Annotated in this window: 32 protein-coding genes; 18 read left to right on the forward strand and 14 right to left on the reverse strand. The window is 63.5% G+C overall.

Annotation, left to right across the window (positions count from 1 at the left end; all coding sequences use genetic code 11):
• Positions 1 to 322 precede the first annotated feature (322 nt).
• On the reverse strand, positions 323 to 1,033 hold the full coding sequence (locus tag SPHS8_RS04970; RefSeq protein ID WP_201514483.1) for a PilZ domain-containing protein: 711 nt from the start codon (positions 1,031 to 1,033) through the stop codon (positions 323 to 325).
• A gap of 159 nt (positions 1,034 to 1,192) precedes the next feature.
• Here SPHS8_RS04970 and lgt point away from each other — a divergent pair, with 159 nt between their 5' ends.
• Positions 1,193 to 2,095: a prolipoprotein diacylglyceryl transferase gene (lgt, locus tag SPHS8_RS04975; protein ID WP_201514484.1), complete on the forward strand. Its 903-nt coding sequence runs from the start codon at positions 1,193 to 1,195 to the stop codon at positions 2,093 to 2,095.
• The gene (locus SPHS8_RS04980; RefSeq protein WP_201514488.1) at positions 2,085 to 3,155 is read left to right on the forward strand and encodes a class I SAM-dependent methyltransferase; all 1,071 of its coding nucleotides are present in this window, start codon (positions 2,085 to 2,087) and stop codon (positions 3,153 to 3,155) included. Before lgt ends, SPHS8_RS04980 begins: the two co-directional genes overlap by 11 nt.
• Before the next feature lie 48 nt (positions 3,156 to 3,203).
• On the opposite strand, the gene gmk is transcribed toward SPHS8_RS04980, so the two are convergent.
• Positions 3,204 to 3,869: a guanylate kinase gene (gmk, locus tag SPHS8_RS04985; protein WP_097091875.1), complete on the reverse strand. Its 666-nt coding sequence runs from the start codon at positions 3,867 to 3,869 to the stop codon at positions 3,204 to 3,206.
• Between the two features lie 59 nt (positions 3,870 to 3,928).
• Here gmk and SPHS8_RS04990 point away from each other — a divergent pair, with 59 nt between their 5' ends.
• Complete coding sequence (locus tag SPHS8_RS04990; protein ID WP_201514491.1) at positions 3,929 to 4,498, forward strand: DUF2585 domain-containing protein; 570 nt, start codon at positions 3,929 to 3,931, stop codon at positions 4,496 to 4,498.
• On the opposite strand, the gene SPHS8_RS04995 is transcribed toward SPHS8_RS04990, so the two are convergent.
• From SPHS8_RS04995 to SPHS8_RS05005, 3 genes are all read right to left on the reverse strand, one after another.
• A complete protein-coding gene (locus SPHS8_RS04995; protein WP_097091877.1) occupies positions 4,495 to 4,842 on the reverse strand; it encodes a hypothetical protein in 348 nt (115 codons plus the stop codon). The two genes, SPHS8_RS04990 and SPHS8_RS04995, sit on opposite strands and share 4 nt — an antisense overlap.
• 40 nt (positions 4,843 to 4,882) lie before the next feature.
• On the reverse strand, positions 4,883 to 6,265 hold the full coding sequence (gene fumC, locus SPHS8_RS05000; protein ID WP_201514499.1) for a class II fumarate hydratase: 1,383 nt from the start codon (positions 6,263 to 6,265) through the stop codon (positions 4,883 to 4,885).
• A gap of 66 nt (positions 6,266 to 6,331) precedes the next feature.
• Positions 6,332 to 6,808 carry an SspB family protein gene (locus SPHS8_RS05005; protein ID WP_201514502.1) on the reverse strand — a complete coding sequence of 159 codons (477 nt, stop codon included), beginning with the start codon at positions 6,806 to 6,808 and terminating at the stop codon, positions 6,332 to 6,334.
• Positions 6,809 to 6,906: 98 nt separating this feature from the next.
• Here SPHS8_RS05005 and hisB point away from each other — a divergent pair, with 98 nt between their 5' ends.
• The 6 genes from hisB (at position 6,907) to SPHS8_RS05035 (ending at position 10,645) form a co-directional block, all read left to right on the forward strand.
• Entirely contained in the window at positions 6,907 to 7,494 is a 588-nt protein-coding gene (gene hisB / locus SPHS8_RS05010; protein WP_201514503.1) for an imidazoleglycerol-phosphate dehydratase HisB, read from the forward strand.
• Entirely contained in the window at positions 7,491 to 8,108 is a 618-nt protein-coding gene (gene hisH / locus SPHS8_RS05015; RefSeq protein ID WP_201514504.1) for an imidazole glycerol phosphate synthase subunit HisH, read from the forward strand. The genes hisB and hisH overlap by 4 nt, the downstream gene beginning before the upstream one ends.
• Before the next feature lie 27 nt (positions 8,109 to 8,135).
• On the forward strand, positions 8,136 to 8,873 hold the full coding sequence (gene hisA / locus SPHS8_RS05020; protein ID WP_201514509.1) for a 1-(5-phosphoribosyl)-5-[(5-phosphoribosylamino)methylideneamino]imidazole-4-carboxamide isomerase: 738 nt from the start codon (positions 8,136 to 8,138) through the stop codon (positions 8,871 to 8,873).
• Positions 8,870 to 9,634 (forward strand): imidazole glycerol phosphate synthase subunit HisF, encoded by a 765-nt coding sequence (gene hisF / locus SPHS8_RS05025; RefSeq protein ID WP_201514515.1) that lies wholly within the window; start codon positions 8,870 to 8,872, stop codon positions 9,632 to 9,634. The genes hisA and hisF overlap by 4 nt, the downstream gene beginning before the upstream one ends.
• 46 nt (positions 9,635 to 9,680) lie before the next feature.
• Positions 9,681 to 10,001, forward strand: a complete 321-nt coding sequence (locus tag SPHS8_RS05030; RefSeq protein ID WP_201514875.1) for a phosphoribosyl-ATP diphosphatase — start codon at positions 9,681 to 9,683, stop codon at positions 9,999 to 10,001.
• A 71-nt stretch (positions 10,002 to 10,072) separates the two neighbouring features.
• Positions 10,073 to 10,645, forward strand: coding sequence for a hypothetical protein (locus tag SPHS8_RS05035; protein ID WP_201514516.1), 573 nt, complete (start codon positions 10,073 to 10,075; stop codon positions 10,643 to 10,645).
• On the opposite strand, the gene SPHS8_RS05040 is transcribed toward SPHS8_RS05035, so the two are convergent.
• Complete coding sequence (locus SPHS8_RS05040) at positions 10,629 to 11,546, reverse strand: histone deacetylase family protein (RefSeq protein ID WP_201514876.1); 918 nt, start codon at positions 11,544 to 11,546, stop codon at positions 10,629 to 10,631. The two genes, SPHS8_RS05035 and SPHS8_RS05040, sit on opposite strands and share 17 nt — an antisense overlap.
• 59 nt (positions 11,547 to 11,605) lie before the next feature.
• On the opposite strand from SPHS8_RS05040, the gene SPHS8_RS05045 reads away from it, so the two are divergent.
• The 3 genes from SPHS8_RS05045 (at position 11,606) to SPHS8_RS05055 (ending at position 14,125) form a co-directional block, all read left to right on the forward strand.
• Complete coding sequence (locus SPHS8_RS05045) at positions 11,606 to 13,057, forward strand: L,D-transpeptidase family protein (RefSeq protein WP_201514519.1); 1,452 nt, start codon at positions 11,606 to 11,608, stop codon at positions 13,055 to 13,057.
• 6 nt (positions 13,058 to 13,063) lie between these two features.
• A complete protein-coding gene (locus SPHS8_RS05050; protein WP_097091886.1) occupies positions 13,064 to 13,354 on the forward strand; it encodes a hypothetical protein in 291 nt (96 codons plus the stop codon).
• A 90-nt stretch (positions 13,355 to 13,444) separates the two neighbouring features.
• On the forward strand, positions 13,445 to 14,125 hold the full coding sequence (locus SPHS8_RS05055) for a murein L,D-transpeptidase catalytic domain-containing protein (protein WP_201514520.1): 681 nt from the start codon (positions 13,445 to 13,447) through the stop codon (positions 14,123 to 14,125).
• A 127-nt stretch (positions 14,126 to 14,252) separates the two neighbouring features.
• On the opposite strand, the gene SPHS8_RS05060 is transcribed toward SPHS8_RS05055, so the two are convergent.
• The 6 genes from SPHS8_RS05060 to SPHS8_RS05085 all read right to left on the reverse strand — a co-directional run bounded on the left by SPHS8_RS05060 (position 14,253) and on the right by SPHS8_RS05085 (position 18,335).
• On the reverse strand, positions 14,253 to 14,948 hold the full coding sequence (locus SPHS8_RS05060) for an ATP12 family chaperone protein (RefSeq protein WP_201514521.1): 696 nt from the start codon (positions 14,946 to 14,948) through the stop codon (positions 14,253 to 14,255).
• Positions 14,945 to 15,199: a hypothetical protein gene (locus SPHS8_RS05065; protein WP_201514522.1), complete on the reverse strand. Its 255-nt coding sequence runs from the start codon at positions 15,197 to 15,199 to the stop codon at positions 14,945 to 14,947. Before SPHS8_RS05065 ends, SPHS8_RS05060 begins: the two co-directional genes overlap by 4 nt.
• The gene (locus tag SPHS8_RS05070) at positions 15,196 to 15,855 is read right to left on the reverse strand and encodes an HAD-IA family hydrolase (protein ID WP_201514523.1); all 660 of its coding nucleotides are present in this window, start codon (positions 15,853 to 15,855) and stop codon (positions 15,196 to 15,198) included. The genes SPHS8_RS05065 and SPHS8_RS05070 overlap by 4 nt, the downstream gene beginning before the upstream one ends.
• On the reverse strand, positions 15,852 to 17,171 hold the full coding sequence (locus SPHS8_RS05075; RefSeq protein ID WP_201514524.1) for an RluA family pseudouridine synthase: 1,320 nt from the start codon (positions 17,169 to 17,171) through the stop codon (positions 15,852 to 15,854). The genes SPHS8_RS05070 and SPHS8_RS05075 overlap by 4 nt, the downstream gene beginning before the upstream one ends.
• A complete protein-coding gene (crcB, locus tag SPHS8_RS05080) occupies positions 17,168 to 17,551 on the reverse strand; it encodes a fluoride efflux transporter CrcB (protein WP_201514526.1) in 384 nt (127 codons plus the stop codon). The genes SPHS8_RS05075 and crcB overlap by 4 nt, the downstream gene beginning before the upstream one ends.
• A gap of 61 nt (positions 17,552 to 17,612) precedes the next feature.
• A complete protein-coding gene (locus tag SPHS8_RS05085; RefSeq protein ID WP_097091893.1) occupies positions 17,613 to 18,335 on the reverse strand; it encodes a hypothetical protein in 723 nt (240 codons plus the stop codon).
• A gap of 152 nt (positions 18,336 to 18,487) precedes the next feature.
• On the opposite strand from SPHS8_RS05085, the gene SPHS8_RS20345 reads away from it, so the two are divergent.
• Both SPHS8_RS20345 and rarD read left to right on the forward strand, forming a co-directional pair.
• Positions 18,488 to 18,709 (forward strand): hypothetical protein, encoded by a 222-nt coding sequence (locus tag SPHS8_RS20345; protein WP_236574970.1) that lies wholly within the window; start codon positions 18,488 to 18,490, stop codon positions 18,707 to 18,709.
• Positions 18,706 to 19,608, forward strand: coding sequence for an EamA family transporter RarD (gene rarD, locus SPHS8_RS05090; protein ID WP_236575010.1), 903 nt, complete (start codon positions 18,706 to 18,708; stop codon positions 19,606 to 19,608). Before SPHS8_RS20345 ends, rarD begins: the two co-directional genes overlap by 4 nt.
• Positions 19,609 to 19,619: 11 nt before the next feature.
• Here the strand turns inward: rarD and SPHS8_RS05095 are convergent, their stop codons facing one another.
• Positions 19,620 to 20,951, reverse strand: a complete 1,332-nt coding sequence (locus tag SPHS8_RS05095; RefSeq protein ID WP_201514529.1) for a dihydroorotase — start codon at positions 20,949 to 20,951, stop codon at positions 19,620 to 19,622.
• Between the two features lie 48 nt (positions 20,952 to 20,999).
• Here SPHS8_RS05095 and ygfZ point away from each other — a divergent pair, with 48 nt between their 5' ends.
• Together ygfZ and SPHS8_RS05105 are read left to right on the forward strand one after the other, a co-directional pair.
• Positions 21,000 to 21,737, forward strand: a complete 738-nt coding sequence (gene ygfZ / locus SPHS8_RS05100) for a CAF17-like 4Fe-4S cluster assembly/insertion protein YgfZ (protein ID WP_201514530.1) — start codon at positions 21,000 to 21,002, stop codon at positions 21,735 to 21,737.
• Entirely contained in the window at positions 21,734 to 22,504 is a 771-nt protein-coding gene (locus tag SPHS8_RS05105; RefSeq protein ID WP_201514531.1) for a glutaminyl-peptide cyclotransferase, read from the forward strand. Before ygfZ ends, SPHS8_RS05105 begins: the two co-directional genes overlap by 4 nt.
• 12 nt (positions 22,505 to 22,516) lie before the next feature.
• Here the strand turns inward: SPHS8_RS05105 and SPHS8_RS05110 are convergent, their stop codons facing one another.
• The gene (locus SPHS8_RS05110; protein WP_201514533.1) at positions 22,517 to 22,822 is read right to left on the reverse strand and encodes a plasmid stabilization protein; all 306 of its coding nucleotides are present in this window, start codon (positions 22,820 to 22,822) and stop codon (positions 22,517 to 22,519) included.
• A 113-nt stretch (positions 22,823 to 22,935) separates the two neighbouring features.
• Between SPHS8_RS05110 and SPHS8_RS05115 the strand changes: the two genes are divergently transcribed.
• Positions 22,936 to 23,268, forward strand: coding sequence for a hypothetical protein (locus tag SPHS8_RS05115; protein WP_097092829.1), 333 nt, complete (start codon positions 22,936 to 22,938; stop codon positions 23,266 to 23,268).
• A complete protein-coding gene (locus tag SPHS8_RS05120; protein WP_097091899.1) occupies positions 23,265 to 23,498 on the forward strand; it encodes a hypothetical protein in 234 nt (77 codons plus the stop codon). The genes SPHS8_RS05115 and SPHS8_RS05120 overlap by 4 nt, the downstream gene beginning before the upstream one ends.
• Positions 23,499 to 23,522 lie beyond the last annotated feature (24 nt).

Below are 23,522 nucleotides of genomic sequence, written 5' to 3' on the forward strand. Positions count from 1 at the left end.
TAATGGGCGTTCGGGCCTAGCCTTAATTGAGAGGTTCGCGGTGTGTATCGACACCACCGCCCACGCCGTTCGTCCTGAACCTGTCGAAGCCTGTCTTGAGCGCCTGCCCGCAAGCAGCAGTTGAACCAGGCTCTTTTCAGAGACATGGGCTTCGACAAGCTCAGCCCGAACGCGTTGAGGTTCTAAGATCAAGGCGCGTCGCTATGAAGAGAGATAAGGGTCGGGGAATGGTCTCCTGCCTCACAAAGGCAGAACTCATGTCATCACGCCAGAGAAGCTCATCACATAGGTGGAGATTAAAACTGTACCCACGCGCGATGCTTCAATAATCGATGCGGATTTGCACCTGCGAGACATCGACGCCTGCATGTTTGGCGATTTCGCGCTTGGCCGAGTCGATCACGTCATGAAGCTGCTGCCCCGGACGAGCCGTGCCTGTCATTGCGGGATCATGTGACGCAACCGGCGGCTCACCAACCAGCAACTGCTGCTCTGTCAGGCCGAAAGCCTGTGCAAGCGCAACCAGGCTTCTGCGCCGAGGCATGGTCTTGCCCACTTCCCACGCCCAGAGCGACGGTTTGCTGAAACCGGTGAGCTGAGACAGTGCCTCTCGGCTAAGGCCGCGTTCACGGCGCAACCGGCGGAGGCGCGCCGGGAGCATCTCCGGTTCCTTCGCATCGGCCACATGATCGACCGGCCTGCCATCGCCGCGCATCGTGCTGCGAAGGCGGGTCGCACTGACGGCGGCTTGAGGCAGCGGCTCGTCAAAGCGGCATCCAAAGAGCGGCTCATCCTGCCACACCACATGAGCGGAAACGGAGCCAGCTTCAGGCAGGGACAGCAGCAGCGCCTGCCCAAGTTTCAGCTGCGAGCCGGTTTCTATCAGCATCCCCGCCGTGGAGATATCGTGGACCACAACGTCAGTGGCACCTTCGCCAACCGACCCGGGCGCCTCAAGACGGATGGGCCAGCGGACATCGGCGCGCTTGTCGCCACGTTCCGGAGTTTGCTCCAAAATTGGTTCGATAGCCATGGCACCATACTCGCATTGAGGGGTTTCCAGCGCGTTAATAGCAACAGGTGAGATCAGCCAATCCAGCTCATTCCCACCCTGAACCCCATTTTGTTCAGCCATCATCCAAAACCTGCGCCAAAATGATAGCCCCCTTTCCTCCTTACCCTATCCTGCTCTATGGCGAAGGCCATATTTCCGAAGGGGAGCTACAATTTGATCCTTGACCTTGCCGCCGCGGCTGCGGGCGCAATTCGCTTCGATCAGCTGGGGCTCAGCCCGGTCGCGCTCGACCTCGGCTTCTTCACGCTCAAATGGTACAGCCTCGCCTATCTCGCGGGCATTTTAATCGGCTACTGGTATCTGCTGAAGCTGATCGCCCAGCCCGGTTCACCGATGGCGCGGCGGCATGCCGACGACATGATCTTCTACGCGACGCTTGGCATCATCATCGGCGGGCGGCTGGCCTATGTCTTCTTCTACCAGCCGGAAATCCTGCGCAATCCGCTCGACATCTTCAAGCTGTGGAACGGCGGCATGTCCTTCCATGGCGGAGCGATCGGCGTGTCGCTCGGCATCCTCTACATGGCGCGCAAGGAAAGGCTGTCCTGGCTGCGCATCCATGACTTCGTCGCCTGCTGCGTACCCTTTGGCCTGTTCTTCGGCCGCCTCGCCAATTTCGTGAATGGGGAACTGTGGGGCAAGGAAACGGACGTGCCCTGGGGGATCATCTTCCCGACCGGCGGCCCCTTCCCACGCCATCCAAGTCAGCTTTACGAAGCCTTTTTCGAAGGCATCATCCTGTTTCTGATCCTGGCCTTCGCCTTCTGGAAGACACGGGCGCGCTACAAGCCCGGCATGCTCGTGGGCCTGTTCCTGTTCTTCTACGGCATCTTCCGTTTCGGCATCGAATATTATCGCGAGGCGGACGCGCAGCTGATGGAATTCGCCGCGCGCACCGGCCTGCACATGGGCCAGTGGCTATGCATTCCGATGATCCTGGGCGGGCTTTACCTGATCCTGACCGCCAAGGGCCGCAGAGTGCGGGTGGAGCCGATCGCGGGCAGCGCGAGTGTCAGCTGAACCACTGACCCTCGCCCAGCGCCTCGCGCGGCAGATCGATGCCGGTGGCCCGATTTCGGTCGCCCATTATATGGCCGAGGCGAACCAGCATTATTATGGCACGCGCGATCCGCTGGGCGCGGCAGGCGATTTCACGACAGCGCCCGAGATCAGCCAGATGTTCGGCGAATTGATCGGCCTTTGCCTGGCTGACGTGTGGATACGATCGGGTAGTCGGCAAAATGCCGTTTATGCAGAGTTGGGGCCGGGGCGCGGCACGCTGGCTTCAGACGCGTTGCGGGCGATGGGGAGCACAGGCTTTGCGCCCCAATCCTATTTCGTGGAAACCAGCCCGACGCTGCAGGAGCGGCAGCGCGCGCTCATCCCCAATGTCTTCCACCGCGACAGTGTCGGCGGGCTGCCGGACAATGCGCCGTTGCTGGTGGTCGCCAACGAGTTCTTCGACGCCCTGCCCGTTCGCCAGATCGTCCGTTCTGGCGATGAATGGCGTGAGCGTGTGGTGATCTGCCCCGACGAAGATCAGCCGGACCGGTTCGAAGCCTTGCCCGGATACCGGCGGGTCGAATCGGGCATCCCGCCCATCGCCGCCGACGCGCCCGAGGGTGCAATCCTTGAAATACCGCTGGCGGGCACGGCCATCGCGCTCGACCTGGCGCAGCGCATTGCTCGACAGGGCGGCGCTGCGATCATTATTGACTATGGCTATGAGGGTCCCGCGATCGGCGACACGTTGCAGGCCGTGCGCGAGCATCGATTTGCCGATCCCTTCCTGGAGCCGGGGGAAAGCGACCTGACTACCCATGTCGATTTCACGATGATCGGCAATATGGCGCGGCAGGCTGGGCTGCGGGTGATGGGCCCGATAGGCCAGGGCGAATTTCTCCGGCAACTGGGCATCGATGCGCGGGCGGATCAGCTGGCCCGCACCACTCCCGCGCGCGCTGCGGAGGTGGAGGCGGCGCGGCTGCGGCTGACCGATGCCGATGCCATGGGGACGCTGTTCAAGGCGATGGCCTGGGTGCATCCGGACTGGGCAGAACCGGCGGGATTTGAGAGATAGGCTAAACCTCTCTAGAACAACCCTGAGATTGAGAAGACAGCGGCTTCTTCAATCTTCCTGATAATAGCGGCTCAACCGGCGGATGAAACCGATGAGGCCAGTCTGGCGGCTGCGTTTCATGCGTTCGGCATGCAGGATCGTCTGGACTCGCTGGAAACAATCCTCGGCATCGACATTGCAGAGCACATAATCATAGCCGTCCCAATGCGCGATTTCATTGGCGGCGCGGGACATGCGGCCCTGAATGACTTCCTCGCTGTCGGTCGCCCTGCCACGCAGGCGGCGCTCCAGCTCCTCCATCGAGGGTGGCAGGATGAACACGCGCACGACATCGCCCCCTGCGATCTGGTGCAGCTGCTGCGCGCCCTGCCAGTCGATGTCGAACAGGACATCGCGTCCGCTCTTCAGCATCGCTTCCACAGGCGCGCGCGGCGTGCCGTAGCGTTGGCCGAAGACATGCGCCCATTCGAGGAATTCATGGTCCGCCGTCATCCGGCGAAACTCCTCCAGATCGACGAAATGATAATCCTTGCCCTCTACCTCACCGGGACGCATCGGCCGCGTGGTTGCGGACACCGACATGGCAAGGTCCGGCTCTGCGGCCAGAAGTTTGCGCGCAATGGTGGATTTGCCCGCGCCCGATGGCGAGGAGAGAACGAAGAGCACGCCACGCCGCTTGAAATCGGGCGTCTCAATGGGGATGCTGTCGGCCATGGCCGCTAGTGACGCCGTGGAACGCGTTTGGCAAGAGGGGTGACAAGGGGGGACGATAGTTGAGACGCAAGGCATTACGCAATCGCCGGGGCTTCGTGGCCGCCGGGATCATCGTGCTGCTGACCTGCGCGCTGCTGTTCCTGATGGCGCGGCCGCCGATCTGCACGTGCGGCCATGTCGATCTGTGGCATGGGGCGCTGGACAGCGGCAACAGCCAGCATATCGCCGACTGGTACAGCCTCAGCCATGTGATCCACGGCTTCATCTTCTATGCGGGCGCCTTGGCGCTGATGCGGCGGCAACCGCTTGGGCCACGCTTCGCACTTGCCGTGCTGGTCGAGTCTATCTGGGAAATATTAGAGAATTCGCCGATCATCATAGACCGCTATCGGGCCGCGACCATTGCCTTGGGCTATAGCGGCGACAGCATCCTCAACTCCATGAGCGACATCGGGATGATGGCGCTGGGCTTCCTGATCGCTGCCCGTGCTCCGGTGGCGGTGACGGTTTGCCTTGGCCTGGCACTCGAACTCATCGCGCTCATGGCGATACGCGACAACCTGACGCTTAACGTGTTGATGCTTGCCTGGCCGATCGAGGCGGTAAAAAGCTGGCAGTCGGCCGTTTAAACCTTTTTGGCGCGCGCTTCGCGGGCTTCAGTGATGGGCACAGGTTCGTTGCTGAGGTCGGGGAGCGCCTTCACCGCGCGCTTGCGGTCCACCTCCCGCTTGGTCTCATAGGCCTTGCCCGCGAGATAAGCGCCAGTGACGAACAGCGCTCCCAGCGGATAGCGCATGATCAACCGCTTTGCGCCCAAGCCGGCGACGAGGCCGACGGCACCTTTCTTACCCGTAGCCGCAGCGACACGAGCGGCCACCACGGCCGCGCCCAGACGCGCCGTCTTTCGCAACAGCCCCGCCTTGCGCGGCGGGCGGATGGTCACGAGCGGCTGATTGGAAGTGATCTTCTTCATGAAGGCCTTAATGTATCGCAAGAGCGGCGGTTCCGCCAGTTCACACCATATTTTCAGGCCGAACGAGCCGGTCGAAGCTTTCTTCATCGACAAGGCCAAGAGCGAGCCCCGCTTCCTTGAGCGTCAGCCCGTCGGCATGCGCATGTTTCGCGATCTTGGCGGCATTGTCATAGCCGATTTCGGGCGCAAGAGCAGTGACCAGCATCAATGACCTGTCGACCAGTTCGGCGATGCGTTTTTCATTCGCTTCCAGCCCCTCGACACAGCGCTCGGCGAAGCTTTGCATGCCGACGCTGAGCAGGTGGATCGAGCGCAGCACGGCCGCACCGATCATCGGTTTGAAGACGTTCAGCTCCAGATGACCCTGAAGACCGCCGACGCTCACCGCCTGATGATTGCCGATCACCTGGGCCGCGACCATGGTCAGCATCTCGCACTGGGTTGGGTTGACCTTACCCGGCATGATGGAACTGCCCGGTTCGTTGGCGGGAAGGTCCAACTCGCCAAGTCCCGAACGCGGCCCGCTGCCCAGCAGGCGGATATCGTTGGCGATCTTGGTCAGTGCCACCGCCAGTGTGGCGAGGGTCGAAGAAAGATGGACGAGCGGATCGTTGGAGGCGAGCGCTTCGAATTTATTATCGGCGGTCCGGAACGGCAGGCCGGTAATGGCCGCGATCTCCCTTGCCATGGCGATGCCGAAGCCCTCCGGCGCGTTGAGCCCCGTCCCCACCGCCGTTCCACCCTGAGCCAGCGCCATCATGCCGTGCATCACGGCTGGCTCTATCCGATGACGGCAGCGGTAGAGCTGGTGCGCATAGCCGGAAAATTCCTGACCCAACGTCAGCGGCGTTGCGTCCTGTAGATGCGTGCGGCCGATCTTCACGATATCGCCCCAGGCCTGCGCCTTGTCATCCAGCGCCTTGTGCAGGCGATCGAGCGCCGGGAAGAGCTGCTCCGTCGCGGCACGCGCGGCGGCGATGTGGAGGGCGGTCGGGAAGCTGTCGTTGGACGACTGGCCCATATTCACATGATCATTGGGATGGACGGACGACTTGCCTCCCCGCTTGCCCGTCAACGCTTCGTTGGCGATGCCCGCGATCACCTCATTGACGTTCATGTTGGACTGGGTGCCGCTGCCCGTCTGCCAGATGACGAGGGGGAACTGGTCGTCATGGTCGCCAGCGATCACTTGACCGGCGGCTGCCTCGATCGCTTCGGCGAGTTCCGGCGCCAGTCCCTCCGTGCGATTGACCCGAGCCGCAGCCTGTTTGACGACAGCGAGCGCGTGAACGATGCCGATCGGCATGCGCTCCATCGCACCGAACGGGAAATTTTCGATACTGCGCTGGGTCTGCGCGCCCCAATAGGCGCTGGCGGGCACCTCTATGGCGCCGATGCTGTCGGTTTCGGTGCGGCTTTCCATGCGAAGGCTCCCAGGACATGAGGTCCGGGAGCCAATCTGGTAATAGCGGCGGCTATCCGCCAGCCATTATTTCTTCTTGCCGAAATCCACGGTGACGACGTTAGAGCCATCTTCGGTCGTTACCTGAGGCGCGTCATTCTCCGCTTCCTCATGTGGTTCGGGCGGAACGTCCGACTGTACCTGGAACTGGAGCGCGAAATTCACGGCCGGATCGACAAAGGCGGTGATTGCCGCGAAGGGAATCGAAAGATGCGCTGCAACCTGGTTGAAGGTCAGGCTGACGCCAAAGCCATCGTCCCTCACCTTCAGGTCCCAGAATTTATTCTGGAGAACGATGGTCATCTCATCAGGGAAACGCTCGACAAGCTGCTTTGGGATCTCGACACCCGGCGCCTGCGTCTTGAAGGTGATGTAGAAATGATGCGTGCCCGGCAGGCCGCCTGAATGCTCCACTTCACCCAGCACCCGGCCGACCACCGCGCGCAGGGCCTCCTGCACGATTTCGTCGTAGGGAATCAGGCTGTCAGGCAAGTCATCGCTCATCCCCCACTGTCCTAACGGCGCGGCGCGGCTGGTCAAGAGCAGGCCACACATGCAACGCCACATTGCAAGGTGCCCCCACTTCGGTATAGGGCGCAGCCATGCGCACGGGCGAAATTCACCGCAACACTGCGGAAACGCAGATCGACGTGACCGTCAACCTCGACGGCACGGGCATTTATACCGTCTCCACCGGAATCGGCTTCCTCGATCACATGATCGAGCAGCTGTCGCGGCACTCGCTGATCGACATGGAAGTGAAGACGGTCGGCGACCTGCATGTCGACCAGCATCACACGACCGAAGACACCGCGATCGCCATCGGCGAGGCTGTGGCAAAGGCGCTAGGCGACAAGCGCGGCATCACCCGCTACGGCAGCGTCTATTCGCCGATGGACGAGACGCTCACCCGCGTGTCGCTCGACATTTCCGGCCGCCCCTGGTTGGTGTTCAAGGCGCCCTTCACCGTGCAGCGGCTCGGCGAATGGGATACCGAGATGATCGAGCACTGGTTCCACAGCTTCGCACAGGCTGCCGGGATTACGCTGCATGTCGAAAATCTCTATGGCAGCAACAATCACCATATCGTCGAAAGCTGCTTCAAGGGGCTTGCCCGCGCGCTGCGCCAGGCGGTGGAGATCGACCCGCGCAAGGCGGATGCGATTCCGTCGACCAAGGGGATGTTGTGACCACCCTCGCCCTCATCGATTACGGCGCAGGCAACCTTCATTCCGTTCATAACGCCCTGCGCAAGGCTGGAGCGGAGGATGCCGTCATCACCGCTGATCCTGCGCTGGTGGCGAAGGCCGATCGCATCGTCCTGCCGGGCGTCGGAGCTTTTCGCGCCTGCATGGATGCGCTTTCCGCCATCCCCGGCATGATCGACGCGATGAACGAAGCTGTGGGCGAGCGCGGCACGCCCTTCCTGGGCGTGTGCGTCGGCATGCAGTTACTCGCGGACGTGGGCGAGGAATTCGGCCGGCATGAGGGTCTGGGGTGGGTGCCCGGCACAGTAAGGCGTATCGAGCCGAATGATCCCGCGATCAAAGTGCCGCACATGGGCTGGAACAAGGTGACGCTGAATGGAGCGCCGCCGCTGCTGGAAACGGGCGAGGCCTATTTCCTTCACAGCTATCATTTCGAAGCCCATGATCCTGCTCATGTCGCTGCGGTCACCGATCATGGCGGCCCGCTGGTGGCAGCGGTTGCCCGTGACACGATCATCGGTTGCCAATTCCATCCGGAAAAGAGCCAGACCTATGGTCTTTCCTTCCTCTCCCGTTTCCTGAAGTGGCGTCCGTGACCCCTCTTCGCTCGTTCGGATATTGATATGAGCCTGATCGTTTTCCCTGCAATCGACCTTAAAGGTGGACAGGTCGTCCGCCTGGCCGAAGGCGACATGAACCGCGCCACCGTCTATGGCGACGATCCCGCCGCGCAGGCGCTGATCTTCGCTGAAGCGGGCGCGGAGCATCTGCATGTGGTTGATCTGGACGGCAGCTTTGCGGGCCGTGCGGTCAATGCCGAGGCGGTCGAGCGCATTGTCGAGGCCTTCCCCGGCCACGTCCAACTTGGCGGCGGTATCCGCAATCGCGAAGCGGTCGAGCGCTGGTTCGACCTTGGCGTGTCGCGCATCGTCATCGGCACGGCTGCATTGAAGGACCCGGCTTTCGTGAAGGCGGCGGCGCGTGATTTCCCAGGCGGGATCGTCGTTGCCGTCGATGCGCGGGACGGGTTCGTCGCGACTGACGGCTGGGCCGAAAAGTCCGACATGCCGGTCGCGGACCTCGCCCGCCGGTTCGAGGATGCGGGCGTCGCCAGCTTGCTCTTCACGGATGTCGGCCGCGACGGCCTGCTCAAGGGTTGCAATATCGACGCAACCGTCGAGTTGGCGCGCAGCACGGACATTCCGGTGATCGCCAGCGGCGGCGTGGCAGGGATCGCGGACATTCGCGTGCTCAGCCTGCATGCCGATGAAGGCATCGAGGGCGTCATCACGGGACGCGCGCTTTACGACGGGCGGCTGGATTTGAAGGCAGCGCTGGCGATTGCAAAGGCGGCGGCGTGACCGTCTGCACCCGCGTCATCCCTTGCCTGGATGTCGCCAATGGCCGCGTGGTCAAGGGCGTGAACTTCGTCGATCTGCGTGACGCGGGCGATCCTGTCGAACAGGCCCGGGTCTATGACGCGGCTGGCGCGGACGAGCTGTGCTTCCTTGACATCACCGCGACCCATGAGGCGCGCGGCACCATATTGGACGTGGTGCGCCGCACGGCCGAGGTCTGCTTCATGCCTGTAACTGTCGGCGGCGGCGTGCGCAGCCCGAAAGATGCGCGGGCGCTGTTGCTCGCAGGGGCCGACAAGGTGGCCGTCAATAGTGCCGCAGTGGCGCGCCCCGAGGTCGTGGCCGATATTGCCGATCGCTTCGGCAGCCAGTGCATCGTTGGATCGGTCGATGCCCGGCGCGTCGGGGACAAGCGCTGGGAGATCTTCACTCATGGCGGCCGCAAGCCCACCGGCATCGACGCGGTCGAACATGCTGTGAGGCTGGCCGAACTTGGGGCGGGCGAATTGCTGGTCACTTCAATGGATGGCGATGGCACGAAGCAGGGGTACGACCTAGCCCTGACCCGGACGATCGCGGATGCGGTATCCGTACCCGTCATCGCGAGCGGCGGCGTGGGCACCTTGCAGCATCTGGTCGAAGGCGTGATTGAAGGCCATGCGAGCGCCGTGCTGGCCGCGTCCATCTTCCACTTTGGCCAGCATACTGTCGCCGAGGCGCACCAGGCGTTGGCCGCTGCCGGCGTGCCGGTGCGTTCGCGGTGAGCAACTTTTCATTGACGGGCCGTGCGGTGAAGGCTTGATGGACCCCATGCGCTCGACCTTCCACGATCTTGAAAAGACCATCCGGCGGCGGCGGACGGCTGACCCCTCGCAATCCTATGTGGCCAAGCTGACGGCTCGGGGCCGGGGAAAGATCGCGCAGAAAGTGGGCGAGGAAGCGGTGGAAACCGTGATCGCCGCCATGGCCTCCGACCGGGAAGGTGTAGTTGGCGAGAGCGCTGATCTGATCTTCCACCTGATGGTCTTACTCGCGGATCTCGACATCCCGCTCGACGCCGTGCTGGATGAGTTGGACCGCCGGGAGGGTGTGTCGGGCATCGCCGAAAAGGCGGCCCGGCCAAAGGACTGACCGGCTGCCGGAAAGAAATCTGCCCATCCGCGTTTCCTGATCTGCTTTAAGCCGAACAGGGAGACCACGGCATGGTAAGAACGATCGCGGGCGGCATATTGGGCGGCTTCGCTCTTTTCGTGATCCGCTTCCTATTCTGGCAGACGCCGCTGAGCGCCCTTGCCCTCCATCGCGCGGGTGAAGCGCCCGGCGCCAACCTCCAGGCAGCGCTGGCCCAATCACTGACGCAGACCGGAACGGGCGTCTACATCGTCCCTGACCCGGCCACCGCGCAAGGCACGATCCTGTACGGAAAGGGTCCGATCGCGACCATCTTCTACAACAATAGCGGCTTTCCAGTGACCGACAGCGCCGCGCTGATCGGTGGCCTGGTCCTCGCCCTGATCGCAGGCGTCGTCATTGCACTGGCGCTGAGGTTCGCGGCGGTGGACTTTGGCAGCCGCGCGCGCATCGCCCTGCTTTCGGCACTGGCCGCGGTGTTATGGCTGGACATCGGGCAGGCCGTGTTCAACCACGCGCATTGGGGCTACATCCTCTACCTCGCCTTCAGCGATTTTATCGCGCTGGCCGCAGCCGGGCTTATCGCCGCCCGGCTGATCGCTACGGCTCCAGTTGCTGGGTCCAACGCTACGACAATGCACTGAGGCCGCTACCCGCCTCCTCAGCAAGCCGGATCATGCAGGCGGCATGACGCTCCGCCACCGCCATCCTGTCCTCGCCATAACCGCCGCCCATGGTGCTGGCGAGCGGGATGCCGCGGCGGCGGGCTTCCCGCATGACGGCGCGGTCGCGCGCATCCAGCCCCGCATCGCTGAGCGCCAACCTTCCCAGCCGGTCGTCGGCATGGGAGTCGACCCCGGCCTGGTACAGGATCAGGTCGGGGCCAAAGCTATCCAGCGCCTGCGGCAACACCTCCATCAGCGTCGCGAGATAATCCGCGTCACCCACGCCGTCAGGCAATGCGACATCGAGCGAGGAACGCATCTTGCGTGCGGGGAAGTTCTTCTCCGCGTGGATCGAGAGGGTGAAGACTTCATCCCGCCCAGCCATCAACTGCGCGGTGCCGTCCCCCTGATGAACGTCAAGATCAAGGATGAGCACGCGCTGCGCGTCCCCTTCCCTGATCAAACGATTCGCAGCGATGGCGAGATCGTTGAACACGCAATAGCCCGCGCCGCTGTCATAAAGCGCATGATGGCTGCCGCCCGCGGCATTGGCGGCATAGCCATGCACCATCGCCAGCTTCGCCGCCGTCCAGGTTCCGCCAGGCGAAAGCATCGACCGCCGCATGGTCCGTTCATTGACGGCAAAGCCGATCCGCCGCTGCTTGTCGGGCGGAACCGTCAGGGTCGCGACCTCTGCGACATAGGCGGGGTCGTGCACCGCCTCTATCCAGAGACGGGGCATGGGCGCGGGTTCATGGAGCGTAAAGGCAGCGCCGCTTAGCGTAAGTGCTTCCATAACCAGCCCATATTTATCAAAACGAAAGCGGCTGCCTGCTGTTGCAGGAGAAACATAGGCAGGATGGTGAACAACGTGGAGCATCATCTTTTTTCCGCGATGATAAGTTTGAACGATGAGGGCTTTGCGCTATCTGGTCCAGCATGAACCGTCCCGATTTGATCCGTTTTTGCCTCAGCCCCCTCATCGGCCTCGCCGCCGCGCCAGCGATTGCGCAGCCGCCTGCGGTTGTGCCGACGCTGCCACCGTCCGCGCCGCCGGTCGTCGCACCGCCCGCTGTGGTGACGCCGCCAGTCCCCATCCCGCCGCTGTCGGCCGCGCAACAGGCCTGGCTCAACAACTGGCTGAAGGGCGGCGCCGAGCAGGGCCTGATGGCCCGCAGCAAGGCGACGGCGTCGCTTTCCGGCGATGCTCTGGTGTCCGCTGTACTTGACCGCGCGAAGGCGCTCAGCACGGGAAGGGTCGATACCTCAGATTTTCTCGACATCTGGGCGCTCCGCCCGGCCGCTTTCGATCCGCGCCCGGGACTCGCGCGCGCCATTGCCGAAGACCGCCTGCCCCAATGGGCGTCCAGCCTGACGCCGCCTTATTCCGGCTATGATGGCTTGCGCCGTGGGCTTGCCGCCTATGAGCGAATTCGCGATGCGGGCGGCTGGCCTGTCCTGAATGCCAAGTCCGCGCCCGACGCGGTGCGCAAGCGTCTCGCGATCGAGGACAAGAGCGTGCAGCCGGGCGAAGCGCTGACCGATGTGCTGCAACGGGCGCAGCGCCGCTATGGGTTGAACCCGACCGGCCTGCTCGATGCGCGCACGCTCAAGGAACTTAATGTTCCCGTCGAAGACCGTATTGCCGCCATCATGGCGAACATGGAACGCTGGCGCTGGATGCCGCGCCAACTGCCGGTCAATCGCGTTCAGGTGAACATCGCCGCTGCCGTGCTCACCGTCTTCGAAGGCGATCAGCCGGTCACCTCCATGCGCGCCGTAACCGGGTCGCCCGACAATGCGACGCCGATGCTGACGTCCAGCATCCATTCCATCGTCGTCAATCCGCCATGGAATGTCCCGTCTTCCATCGCCAAGAAGGAATTGTGGCCAAAGGGGCGCGCGGCGTTGCTGCGGCAGGGCTACAAGATCGTGGGCACTCCGGAAAGCGGGGAGCGGATCGTTCAGCCCGCAGGGCCCAGTAGCGCGCTTGGCCGGTTGAAGTTCGACTTCAACAATCCCTTCGCCGTCTACCTGCACGACACGCCCGCCCGCGCGAAATTCTCCAGTTATGACCGGCTCGCCAGCCATGGCTGCATCCGGCTCGAAAAGCCGGTGCCGCTCGCGGAACTGATGGTGCAGAGCGATCCCAAGCTGGCGGGCAAGGTCCAGTCGCTGATCGACACCGGCAAGACGCAGCGCGTGCAGTTGCCCAAGGAAGTGGCGGTCTATCTGCTTTACTGGACCGCCTTCGCCAGCAGCAACGGCACCATGAATTTCCGGTCCGATCCCTATGGCTGGGACAAGCTTCTCGCCCGGAAGATCGAAGCATCCAGCCGCCGCCTTGATCCCACCGCCGCACCTGCGCCAACCATCGCATCGAAGGACTAAGACCCCATGCGCAAGATTGCCCTCGCCGCCCTTGCTGGCGCGCTCGCCCTGTCCGCTTGCGGGAAGAAGGAAGAGCAGGCGCCCGCGACCAACAACATGGTCGAACCCCCGGTTGAAAATGTGATCATCGAGGAACCGGAAGCGCCGCTGCCGCCAGCCAATAATGCCGTGGCCGCGCCGGAACCTGCGCCGCCGCCAAGCATTTCCGAGCAGCAGCAAATCCAGGATGACGCCGAAGCGACCGGCATGACCGCACGGTTAGATCAGTCGTCCGAGGCGAGCAACTCGACCGATTGAGCCGAAGGATGGCCGCCTTCGGACGAGTGGCGGCCGCCTGTCTTACCCCCGCCCTTTAAGCGAGCGCGGAGCTTTGCTATATTGCGATTCATGGATCGCCGCAGTTTTACGAAGGCCGCTTTGAGCGGACTTGCCTTTTCTTTTCTAGCAGATAGCGCGGGTCGCGCGGCTTTGACGGCCAACCCACAGCCCGCCGCGCCTGTGCCGCCACCCGTTACGCCTCACCCGGTAACGCCATTGGCGCGGCAGCCTTATGCACGGCTGCTCGATCGGGCGAAGGCTGCACTGGACGAGCATGCGCATATGTTCGAACTGCGAGACCGTATCGCGCTGGCCGATTTCAACGCCCCCTCGCGCGAGTTGCGCTTCCACATCGTCGATCTGCTGGGCGGGCACGCCAGTTCCTACCTTGTGTCCCATGGCCGGGGATCCGATCCGGGTCATTCTGGTTGGCTGCAAACATTTTCCAACGAACCGAATTCGCTCGCCAGTTCGGCGGGCGCGTACAAGACGGGCCAGATTTACGAGGGTCAGCATGGCCGGGCCATGCGGCTCGCGGGTCTGGACGCGCAGAACAACAATGCCGAAATGCGGGCGATCGTGATCCACGGCGCGGATTATGTGAGCGAAGACCATATCGCGACATGGGGCAAGATCGGCCGGAGCGAAGGCTGTTTTGCCGTTGCTCGGCATATGCTGCCGCAGTTGCTGGGCCTGCTCGGGCCGGGCCGCATGATCTATGCGAACAAGCTTACCGCCATGGGGGCTTGAGGTCGGGCGTACCCGCCAAGCGCCATTACCGCTCTTCTCAAGCAAAATGTGCTTAATCCTACCCATTCGACCGCTCGGGCGAACGGGGTCAGGGGTTGTGCCGGTTTAGGGTGATCCAGCTCTAAACCTATTGCGTCACCAACTCGCAGAATCGCCGCGCCATCGCGAACTCTTCTCTCCGCCGTGCCGCCCGGGCGGCAGCTTCGGCGTCCTCGCCCCATTGTTCGACTTCCCAAGCCTCGTCGATTTCCGAAGCGGTCCAGATCGCGTCGGCGTCATGCCCGCCTTCGACAATCGCCAGACCGCAGACCAGCGATCCCGACAGCGTCACCAAAGTCGACAAGCCTGCCAGCGTGAACGGATCATAGGCTTTCACCGCTGCGTCCAGCCGCTCCAGAGTCTCTGGCGGCTGATCGACGGGAATAATCCCCTGCGTCACCCGGAAAGTGACGTCATAACGCTGCCGCGCCCAATCCAGCAGCGGGTCCCAGGCCGCCGCTTCCCGCGAAACCAGTTCCGCCGGTCCTTCGGCGCGGTAGCAGAGGAGATCGCTTGTCGCATAATTGGCGATGCCCGCCGCGAAGCTTTCGCGATGGGGCGCGATCTGATCGATCGCACCGTTGGCGAGCCCGGTAAAAGGCATGGAACGCGGATCGACGGTATCACCCTGCCGCCGCCATTCATCCGCCACAGCCTCCGCCAGCCGCGCCGTCGGCAATGCCAGGGCAGCGCGCGCGGGCGTGCGCACCGGGCGGCCATCAAGCTGGATCTCATGCCCGGCGCCGCCGGAAATCACCGCCACATCCTTGTAAAAGCGTTTCATTGCGGCGGTCTCCGGAACAGGCTCAGCAGCAGGCGCGGCACGATGACGAACTGGAACAGGCCGACCAGCACGAAGATCATGCCCATCGCCTTCGCCTTGCCGCCTTGAACCCAGCTGAAACGCTCCATCAGGATCAGGAAGCCGAACATCACGAGCAAGGCGCCCGAGAGGCGGAATATGCCGAGCGCGAAGTGACGCTGGCGTGCGACCTTTTCAGGATCGATCGGAGGCGGTGGAGGAAAGTCGGTCATGCTGCGCGGATATGGGCATTGAGTTCGTCGCTGTCCATCGCCACGCCATGGGCGCCTGCCGCGATCAGGTCAGCGGGCGGATGATAGCCCCAGCCAACGCCCAGCGCCCTTGTGCCAGCGTTAAGCGCCATGTCGATGTCATAGCTGGTGTCGCCGATCATCACCGTCGTCTCCGGAACCGCCCCCGCGTCCGCCATCGCAGTCAGCAGCATCGAAGGATGCGGTTTCGACGGATGCCGATCAGCGGTTTGCAACGTCACGAAATGCGCATGAATGCCATGATGCGACAGGCAGAGGTTCAGCCCGCGATCCGACTTGCCAGTCGCTACCCCCAGCAGCCATCCATCCGCATCCAGTTGCCGGATCAACTCCGCGATGCCGGGATAGAGCGGTTCCGACACGGCATTGTCCCTGCGCATCTGCTGAAACGCGCGCTTGTAGCTTTCCGAAAGATGGTCGTGGAAATCCGCCTCCGCTTCCGGCAGCAGGCGCGCGATCGCCAGCGGTAGCGACAGCCCGACTACGGACAGGATGGTGGCCCTGTCCGGCACCGCCAGCTTCTCGCCCTCGAACGCCAGCGTCATGGCGGTGCAGATGCTGTGCTGGCTGTCGACCAGAGTGCCGTCGCAATCGAAGACGGCCAGGCGATTGCTCATTTCTTGCGTGGCCCGCCCGCCCCTCTGGACCGCCGCTCGCCCCGCCGCCCCTTTCGCAGCTGCTTGGCATGGGCGCGCGCGGCCTTCTTCTCATCCTCGCGGGTGGGCGCGCGCGCGATTTCCTCGTCCAGCGGCAGGTCGCCTGCGTTGATGTCGAAACCGAGCGAGACGAGGCTCGTCGCGAAATGCTCGGGTAGTTCGGCGCGCACGTCGACCCGGCCGCCATCGGGATGATCAACCCGAATGCGGCGCGCGTGCAGATGCATCTTCCGGCTGATCGTGCCCGACAGAAAGGCTTCCTTGCCGCCATATTTGCCATCGCCGACGATCGGATGGCCGATCGCCGCCATATGCACACGCAACTGATGCGTGCGGCCGGTATGGGGTTGCAGCTCTACCCAGGCGGCGCGGTTGCCCGCGCGTTCGATGAGGCGATAACGCGAGCGGGCGGGCAAGCCCTCCTCCTCATCGACATGCATCTTCTCGCCACCCGTGCCCGGCTGCTTGGCGATCGGCAGTTCGATCATGCCGTCCTCGATCGACGGCACGCCCATGACGATCGCCCAATAGACCTTGCGCGCGGTGCGGCTGGAAAAGGCCTTCGCAAAATAGGCGGCTGACCGGGCCGTGCGGGCGATCAGCAGCGCGCCGGACGTATCCTTGTCCAGCCGGTGGACAAGCTTCGGGCGCTGGTCCAGTTCGAACTCCAGAGCGTCGAGCAAGCCGTCGACATGGTCATCGGTCTTGGTGCCGCCCTGCGTCGCGAGGCCCGGCGGTTTGTTGATGACGATCGCCTGCGCGTCGCGATGGATCACCATATTCTGTGCGAAGCTGATCTGGTCTTCGCTAAGCTCCGGCCTTACCCGGCGGGGCTTGGCCGTCTCGGCAGCTTTAGGCTCGGCGGGGGGAACGCGGATCAGCTGGCCTTCAGTCACGCGGTCGCCCGGCGCAGCGCGTGCGCCATCGACCCGCAACTGGCCGGTGCGTGCCCACCGCGAGACGCTGTTGAAGCCGATGTCGGGCAGGTGGCGCTGGAACCAGCGATCCAGCCGAATGCCGTCGTCATCCGCCCCAACACGGAATTGACGCACGTCCAGCGAGACGCCCTTGGGCGCAGCAGTCTTGGGCGTCGCGGTCTTTGGAGCAGCGGTTTTGGCGACAGTAGGCTTGGAAGCAGGCTTCGCTGGTGACTTGGGCGAGTCCGGCTTACGCGCGCGCGCCGCCTTCGCACCACCACGGGCGCGACCGGGCGCGCCGCCACCGGGCTTGCCCCCGCGCGACGTACCGGAAGGCTTGCCGGGAGGACGACCCTTCATGCCACGCTCCGCATCATGCCAAGGCCAAGGACCAGCGCGCCGACGGCCGCGATGACCGACAGGACGGCATAGCTCATGGCCATGACCAACTGCCCGCGCTCGATCATCAGCACGGTTTCGAGGCTGAAGGAAGAAAAGGTGGTGAAGCCGCCAAGCAGACCAACGGCCAGCAACAGGCGCAGGGCCTCGCCCGACGCGCTGCCGAACCGCGCCAGCCATCCGGCGAGCAGTCCCATGGCAAAGCCGCCGAGCACATTGGCGGCAAAGGTTCCCCAGGGCCACAGCGCACCCGGCAGCATGTGACCGGCAAAGCGGCCCAGCTGATAGCGCGCCAGCGCGCCCACCGCGCCGCCGCCCATGACTAGGAGGATATTGTTCATCCCGCCCGCCCTAGAGGCAAATCGCGGTAAAGAAAATGGCAGCGCGTGCCTTTCTGCGCGCTTACTGCCCCTTGTCGGCGATTATATCGACGTTCGTGCGTCCGCCAGGCGCTGCGGTGAAGATCATGAGGTAGGCTGCGCCATCATCCTTGCGCGTGCCGCCCAGCACATGATCACCACCCATGATCCGATATTCTGCGTCGAAGCCGGAACGGCGCGCCTGGGTGTAATAATAGTCCATGACGTTCTGGCGCGGCACTGGCGTGACGAAAGTCGCAGCCCGGAGCGTACAGCCATTCTTGTCCGCGCCCGCAGCTTCCTTCAACTGAGCGCCGGGATAGACGCCGAAAGGATCGGGCATGCGGCTTGCCCATTGCATGCCGTAGGCCAGTTGCTTGCGGCAGAAGATGTTGCCGCCGGGCTTATCCTGATCCTTCGCCATCGCAGCGAGCATGGCGGGGTTTTCCTTCCCGGGACCTTCCACAGCAGCAGGCGTCGCGAGCAGCTTGCCGCCCGCGAGCTTCACCGATTCGGCAAACGCCTTGGCCGCCTCGCCGCTCAGTTTCGGCGCATTCGCGCTGGCGGGCTGCCCGGACTGATCGGCATATTTGGGATCAACCCTGATCTTCCCATCCAATGCCTCCTGAAGGCCCGGATCGATGGCATTGTTGGTCAGCTGAGCGTCAAGCGCGTTCAGATCAGCGTCCTTGTCCCCTTTCCCACAGGCCGCGAGCGGCAGCGCGAGCAATAGGGCAGCGGCATAAACTGAACGGAAAGGCGGCATGACTTCACTCCTTCGTAAACAAGGGGTGAATGTCAGGAGTTAATTTTTCGTTAGGGATTGTGGTAAATCGCTAAATATTCCCATGCCATTCAGACGCGAATGGCATCCGCCGCCATCTTGCGCCAAGCGGCTACAAGGTCCATTTCAAGGCGATGCTGAACGTCCTCTCGGTCCTTATCGGCCTCTTCGCCTTCCTGCTGATGATCCCGGCATTCCTGCCGCTTTTGGGGATCGCCAACTGGCTTTTGGTGCCGATCGCCCTGTTTGGCGCCCTGATCGGCATCTTATCCACCCGCAACAGCGGCCGCAACCTGTGCCTGATCGTTGCGGCGATCGGCACATTCCGACTGTTTCTGGGCGGAGGCATTTTCTGAATTCGCATGATCAGCAGGTCAGGGCCGGACTGTTCGCCGCGCTCGGCGCCTATGGCGTCTGGGGCCTGCTGCCTATTTTCTTCAAGCTACTCCACAGCGTCAATGCCGTGGAGGTCGTATCTCAGCGCGTCCTATGGTCGCTGGCGCTGATCCTTGGCGTACTTGCCGCACGGCGCAGCCTTGGGCAGCTGGCGGCGGCGTTGCGCGACAGGCGGATCGTCCTGCCTCTCATGGCCTCGGCGGCCTTCATTGCGGTCAACTGGCTGGTCTATGTGTGGGCGGTGAATGATGGCCATGTCATCGCCGCCAGCCTCGGCTACTTCCTCAATCCGCTGGTCAACGTCGCGCTCGGCGTGCTGGTGTTGAAGGAAAGGCTGCGGCGGGGGCAGGCCATCGCTATCGCGATCGCAGCCGTCGGCGTGGCGATCATGGCAGCGGCCGCCTTCACCACCTTGTGGATCAGCGTGGGCCTCGCAGTCAGCTTCGCACTCTATGGCCTCATCCGCAAATTGACGCCGGTAGCACCCATGGTCGGATTGGGCGCGGAAACGCTGCTGCTCGCTCCCCTCGCCCTTGCCTCGCTGCTATGGCTGTGGGGGCATGGCGCCCTGAGCTTTGGACAGGATGGCTATATAAACAGCCTGCTCATCCTCTCGGGCGGGTTGACCACCATTCCGCTGATCCTGTTCGCCATGGCGGCACAGCGCCTGCCGCTAACGGTGCTGGGCCTGATCCAATATATCGCGCCCACGCTGCAATTCCTGTGTGGCGTGCTGCTCTATGGCGAGAAGCTGACGCAGGGCCAGATGATCAGCTTCGCCTTCATCTGGCTTGGTCTTGTCCTGTTCGCGACCGACAGCCTCGCCGCCGCGCGCAAGAACAGGCTTGCGGCGGCGTAAGGCTTAAGGCGTCAGGCGAACTCGGTCGCTTCGAAGCGCACCGCCTCACCCACGGCGTCATTGGCAAGTGCGTCTTCCCACATGACCCTGTTGCCGCGCACGATGGTGCCCACCGCCTTGCCGGTCAGTTCCATGCCCTCGAACGGCGACCAGTTGCAGCGCGACGCCAGCCAGTCGCTGCCCACCGTCCACCGCTTCTTGAGGTCGACGACAGTGAAGTCCGCATCATAGCCGAGCGCGATCCGGCCCTTGCCCACCAAGCCGAACACGCGCTGCGGCCCGGATGATGTCAGTTCGATGAACCGGCGCAGCGACAAACGCCCCTCCGCTACATGGTTGAGCAGCAACGGCACCAGCGTCTGGACGCCGGGCATCCCGCTGGGCGACGCCGGATAGACCTTCGCCTTCTCCTCCAACGTGTGCGGCGCATGGTCGCTGCCCAGCACATCGGGCACGTCCTGATTGAGCCAGTGCCAGAGCCCGTCGCGATGCGCAGCCGACCGGATCGGCGGGTTCATCTGCGCATAGGTGCCAAGCCGGGGATAGGCATCCTCGGCGGCGAGCGTCAGATGCTGCGGCGTCACTTCGCAGGTCGCGATATCCTTGTGTCCCGCAATATATTCCAGTTCCGCCGGGGTTGTGACGTGCAGGATATGGATGCGCCGCCGCGCCTGCCGGGCAAGGCCAATGATGCGCTTCGTGGCGATCATCGCGCTTTCATCGTCGCGCCAGACGGGATGAGACGAAGGGTCGCCCTCGACCCGCAAATCCTTGCGCGCATTCATCCGCGCTTCGTCCTCGGCATGGATGGCAACGCGCCGCGTCCCGCTCGCCAGCACGCGGGAGAGCGCCGCGTCATCGTCCACCAGCAGGCTGCCGGTCGACGCGCCCATGAAGATCTTCACGCCCGCCGTACCGGGAATACGCTCCAGTTCCTTCAGCGCTTGGGCATTGTCTGCCGTCGCGCCGACATAGAAGGCATGGTCGCACCACATGCGGTGATGGGCGCGGGCAAGCTTGTCATGGACACGCTCGGCACTGTCCGTATTCGGGTTGGTGTTCGGCATCTCGAACACGGCCGTGATACCGCCTAGCACGGCGGCGCGGCTTCCGGATTCAAGATCTTCCTTATGCTCAAGGCCCGGCTCGCGGAAATGCACCTGGCTATCGATGCAGCCGGGCAGCACGTCCAGCCCCGTACAGTCGATGACCTCGCCCGCATCGCCCAGCGATGATCCGATCGCCACGACCTTGCCGCCGCGCACACCGACATCGGTCTGCTCAGCGCCTCCAGGCGTGTGGACGGTGCCGTTCTTCAGGATCAGGTCGAAATTCTGGGACATGATTGCTCGCCGCTTGGATATGATCGGCGTCTGTCCTACCTAAAGCCGATGACCGGCACCACCCTAACCGACCGCGCGCTCATCAGAATTTCAGGCGAAGAAGCGCGGCCCTTCCTCCAGGGCCTCCTGACCCGCGACGTCCTGACGCTCAGGACGGACGAGCCGCGCTGGACGGGCCTGCTCACACCGCAAGGCAAGGCACTCTACGACTTCATCCTCTGGGCGGATGGCGACGATGTGCTGATCGATTGCGAGGCGGCACAGGCCGAAGCGCTGGCCAAGCGGCTCACCCTCTACCGCCTCCGCCGCAAGGTGGTGATCGAACGGGAAGAGATGCTGGCGGTTCATTGGTCGCTTGAAGCCCCCGACAAGCCCGCCGATCCCCGCCTCGCCGCCCTCGGCCATCGCTGGCTCGCTCCGCCAGCATCCGGCGACGCCGCTGCTGCCTTCCGCGCGCACCGCCTGTCGCTCGGCATCTTCGAAGGGGCGGGCGAGCTCGGTCAGGACCAGACACTATGGCTGGAGACCAATGCGGGCGAACTGCACGGCGTGGACTTCGACAAGGGTTGCTATGTCGGTCAGGAAAACACGGCCCGCATGCATTATCGCAGCAAGGTGAACCGCCGCCTCGTCGCTGTGCCCTTGACGCAAGCCGACGAGAAGCGCCAGCGCGCCGCCCTTCCCGACCTCGGTCTGTCGATCGAACTGCGCCGGGTCGAGGACATTGATCCCGCAACGCTGCCCCCATGGCTCGCTGCGGCGATCGCGGAGCATGCCGCCGGATGAAGGGCCTACTGCTTGCCCTGCTCGGGGCCCTCAGCATTGCCGCCCCCGCATGGGCTGACACCCCCTGGACGCTGGTCAAAGCCTATCCCCATGACCCGACAGCCTTCACCGAAGGCCTCTTCTTCCATGACGGCGTGCTTTACGAGAGCACCGGCCTTGAGGGCCGGTCCGACATCCGCAAGGTCTCGCTGGAAGACGGCAAGGTGCTCGAAAGCCGTACCCTCGCTCCGCAATATTTCGGCGAGGGAATCGTCAACTGGAAGGATCGCCTGATCAGCCTCACCTGGCGTCATCGTCAAGGTTTCGTCTGGAAGCTCAACGGCTTCAAGCCGCTGTCGCAGTTCCGCTATGAAGGCGAGGGCTGGGGCCTGACCCAGGATGGCCGCAACCTCATCATGAGCGACGGCACATCGCAGCTGCGCTTCCTCGACCCCGACACGCTGCGCGAAGCCCGCCGCATCACCGTGACCTTCAACGGCCGCCCGGTCGATCGCCTGAACGAGCTGGAATATGTGAAGGGAGAGCTGTGGGCGAACATCTGGTACGACACACGCATTGCCCGCATTGACCCTGCGACCGGCAAGGTCATCGACTGGATCAATATCGCCCCATTGATGCGCGAAAGCGGCGTCACGGATAGTGAAGGCGTGCCCAACGGCATCGCCTATGACCAGAAACGCGACCGCATTTTCATCACCGGCAAATATTGGCCCAAGCTGTTCGAGATCCGCCTGAACCCCAAGGGGAGCGCGTCGACGGGGAAGTAAGAGCCTGGGGGCTCAGATCGCCGCCCTTTTGCGCCGCGTTTCCCATCCCTTCTTCGCCGCAGCGGACCGATCAGCGGCAGACCGCCGCGCCGACGCCGCACCACCTTTCCGGCCACCCTTGCGCGAAGACACATGCGTGTCGGGCTTCCCGCGCCCAGACCCCGACTTGTTGCCGCCGCCCGACTCCTTGTTCACCGTCGCCCAGGCGCGCCGTTCGGCCTCCTTGCGCGAAACGCCACGCTCCTCATAGCCTTCCTCGATATGTTCGGCCTTGCGCTTCTGCTTGTCGGTATAGCTGCTCTTGTCGCCACGCGGCATGATTGATCTCCTGTCAGCATCTTCTCCTGCTACACCAACGATCGCCAACCGATCCCGTTCACTGCCGCATGAGTTCGGCGGAACGGAAGGCAAGCAGCACGCGTTCCCCGGCCATGGAAGAGCGCACCCTTATCGAACGGCTCGCCCGCCACCTCGCCGTCGACGATCCGGATCAGTGGCACGCACGGGTCGCCGACGCTGCCAGCATCCTTGCCATCATGAAGGATCCTGACCCAGCAATGCGGGAGGCCGGCGATCAGGCGCAATGGCGCGCCATGATCAACGCAGCGCTGCGGGAGCGATGGGTCGTCGCGACGCATCCCGGCGGCGACCATGCCGAACCCGGCACCGACGAAGAAGGCGAATTTTCGCTTCACCCGCACGAAGTGACCCGTGACCGTGCCGACTGGTATCATGTGCATGACAGGCAGGAGAAATCATCATGAAGGGGTTGTTGAAGCTCGCATTCATCGGCGGGCTTAGCGCCGTGGCATGGCGCGCCTGGCAGGACCGGCATGCTCCAGCGCCCGCGGATGACCGCGGCCCCGTCGGATCGTCGGGGATCGTCAGGGATGCAGGGCCCGAGGAACAGCATATCGACGCCAGCGACTGGGACATGGTCGATGAGCAGGTCGATGAGTCCTTCCCCGCAAGCGATCCGCCGGGCAACTATTGAGGCGTCAGCTGATCGATCCTGACG

The organism is Sphingobium sp. S6, assembly GCF_905120495.1.
Taxonomy (GTDB): domain Bacteria; phylum Pseudomonadota; class Alphaproteobacteria; order Sphingomonadales; family Sphingomonadaceae; genus Sphingobium; species Sphingobium agri.

Coding starts and splice junctions, on each gene's coding strand:
- SPHS8_RS04970 (WP_201514483.1), bottom strand. CDS start 1,033: ATGGCTATCGAACCAATTTTGGAGCAAACTCCGGAACGTGGCGACAAG.
- lgt (WP_201514484.1), top strand. CDS start 1,193: ATGGCGAAGGCCATATTTCCGAAGGGGAGCTACAATTTGATCCTTGAC.
- gmk (WP_097091875.1), bottom strand. CDS start 3,869: ATGGCCGACAGCATCCCCATTGAGACGCCCGATTTCAAGCGGCGTGGC.
- SPHS8_RS04995 (WP_097091877.1), bottom strand. CDS start 4,842: ATGAAGAAGATCACTTCCAATCAGCCGCTCGTGACCATCCGCCCGCCG.
- fumC (WP_201514499.1), bottom strand. CDS start 6,265: ATGGAAAGCCGCACCGAAACCGACAGCATCGGCGCCATAGAGGTGCCC.
- SPHS8_RS05005 (WP_201514502.1), bottom strand. CDS start 6,808: ATGAGCGATGACTTGCCTGACAGCCTGATTCCCTACGACGAAATCGTG.
- hisB (WP_201514503.1), top strand. CDS start 6,907: ATGCGCACGGGCGAAATTCACCGCAACACTGCGGAAACGCAGATCGAC.
- hisA (WP_201514509.1), top strand. CDS start 8,136: ATGAGCCTGATCGTTTTCCCTGCAATCGACCTTAAAGGTGGACAGGTC.
- SPHS8_RS05030 (WP_201514875.1), top strand. CDS start 9,681: ATGCGCTCGACCTTCCACGATCTTGAAAAGACCATCCGGCGGCGGCGG.
- SPHS8_RS05035 (WP_201514516.1), top strand. CDS start 10,073: ATGGTAAGAACGATCGCGGGCGGCATATTGGGCGGCTTCGCTCTTTTC.
- SPHS8_RS05040 (WP_201514876.1), bottom strand. CDS start 11,546: ATGCTCCACGTTGTTCACCATCCTGCCTATGTTTCTCCTGCAACAGCA.
- SPHS8_RS05045 (WP_201514519.1), top strand. CDS start 11,606: ATGAACCGTCCCGATTTGATCCGTTTTTGCCTCAGCCCCCTCATCGGC.
- SPHS8_RS05050 (WP_097091886.1), top strand. CDS start 13,064: ATGCGCAAGATTGCCCTCGCCGCCCTTGCTGGCGCGCTCGCCCTGTCC.
- SPHS8_RS05055 (WP_201514520.1), top strand. CDS start 13,445: ATGGATCGCCGCAGTTTTACGAAGGCCGCTTTGAGCGGACTTGCCTTT.
- SPHS8_RS05060 (WP_201514521.1), bottom strand. CDS start 14,948: ATGAAACGCTTTTACAAGGATGTGGCGGTGATTTCCGGCGGCGCCGGG.
- SPHS8_RS05065 (WP_201514522.1), bottom strand. CDS start 15,199: ATGACCGACTTTCCTCCACCGCCTCCGATCGATCCTGAAAAGGTCGCA.
- SPHS8_RS05070 (WP_201514523.1), bottom strand. CDS start 15,855: ATGAGCAATCGCCTGGCCGTCTTCGATTGCGACGGCACTCTGGTCGAC.
- SPHS8_RS05075 (WP_201514524.1), bottom strand. CDS start 17,171: ATGAAGGGTCGTCCTCCCGGCAAGCCTTCCGGTACGTCGCGCGGGGGC.
- crcB (WP_201514526.1), bottom strand. CDS start 17,551: ATGAACAATATCCTCCTAGTCATGGGCGGCGGCGCGGTGGGCGCGCTG.
- SPHS8_RS05085 (WP_097091893.1), bottom strand. CDS start 18,335: ATGCCGCCTTTCCGTTCAGTTTATGCCGCTGCCCTATTGCTCGCGCTG.
- SPHS8_RS20345 (WP_236574970.1), top strand. CDS start 18,488: ATGCTGAACGTCCTCTCGGTCCTTATCGGCCTCTTCGCCTTCCTGCTG.
- SPHS8_RS05095 (WP_201514529.1), bottom strand. CDS start 20,951: ATGTCCCAGAATTTCGACCTGATCCTGAAGAACGGCACCGTCCACACG.
- ygfZ (WP_201514530.1), top strand. CDS start 21,000: ATGACCGGCACCACCCTAACCGACCGCGCGCTCATCAGAATTTCAGGC.
- SPHS8_RS05105 (WP_201514531.1), top strand. CDS start 21,734: ATGAAGGGCCTACTGCTTGCCCTGCTCGGGGCCCTCAGCATTGCCGCC.
- SPHS8_RS05110 (WP_201514533.1), bottom strand. CDS start 22,822: ATGCCGCGTGGCGACAAGAGCAGCTATACCGACAAGCAGAAGCGCAAG.
- SPHS8_RS05115 (WP_097092829.1), top strand. CDS start 22,936: ATGGAAGAGCGCACCCTTATCGAACGGCTCGCCCGCCACCTCGCCGTC.
- SPHS8_RS05120 (WP_097091899.1), top strand. CDS start 23,265: ATGAAGGGGTTGTTGAAGCTCGCATTCATCGGCGGGCTTAGCGCCGTG.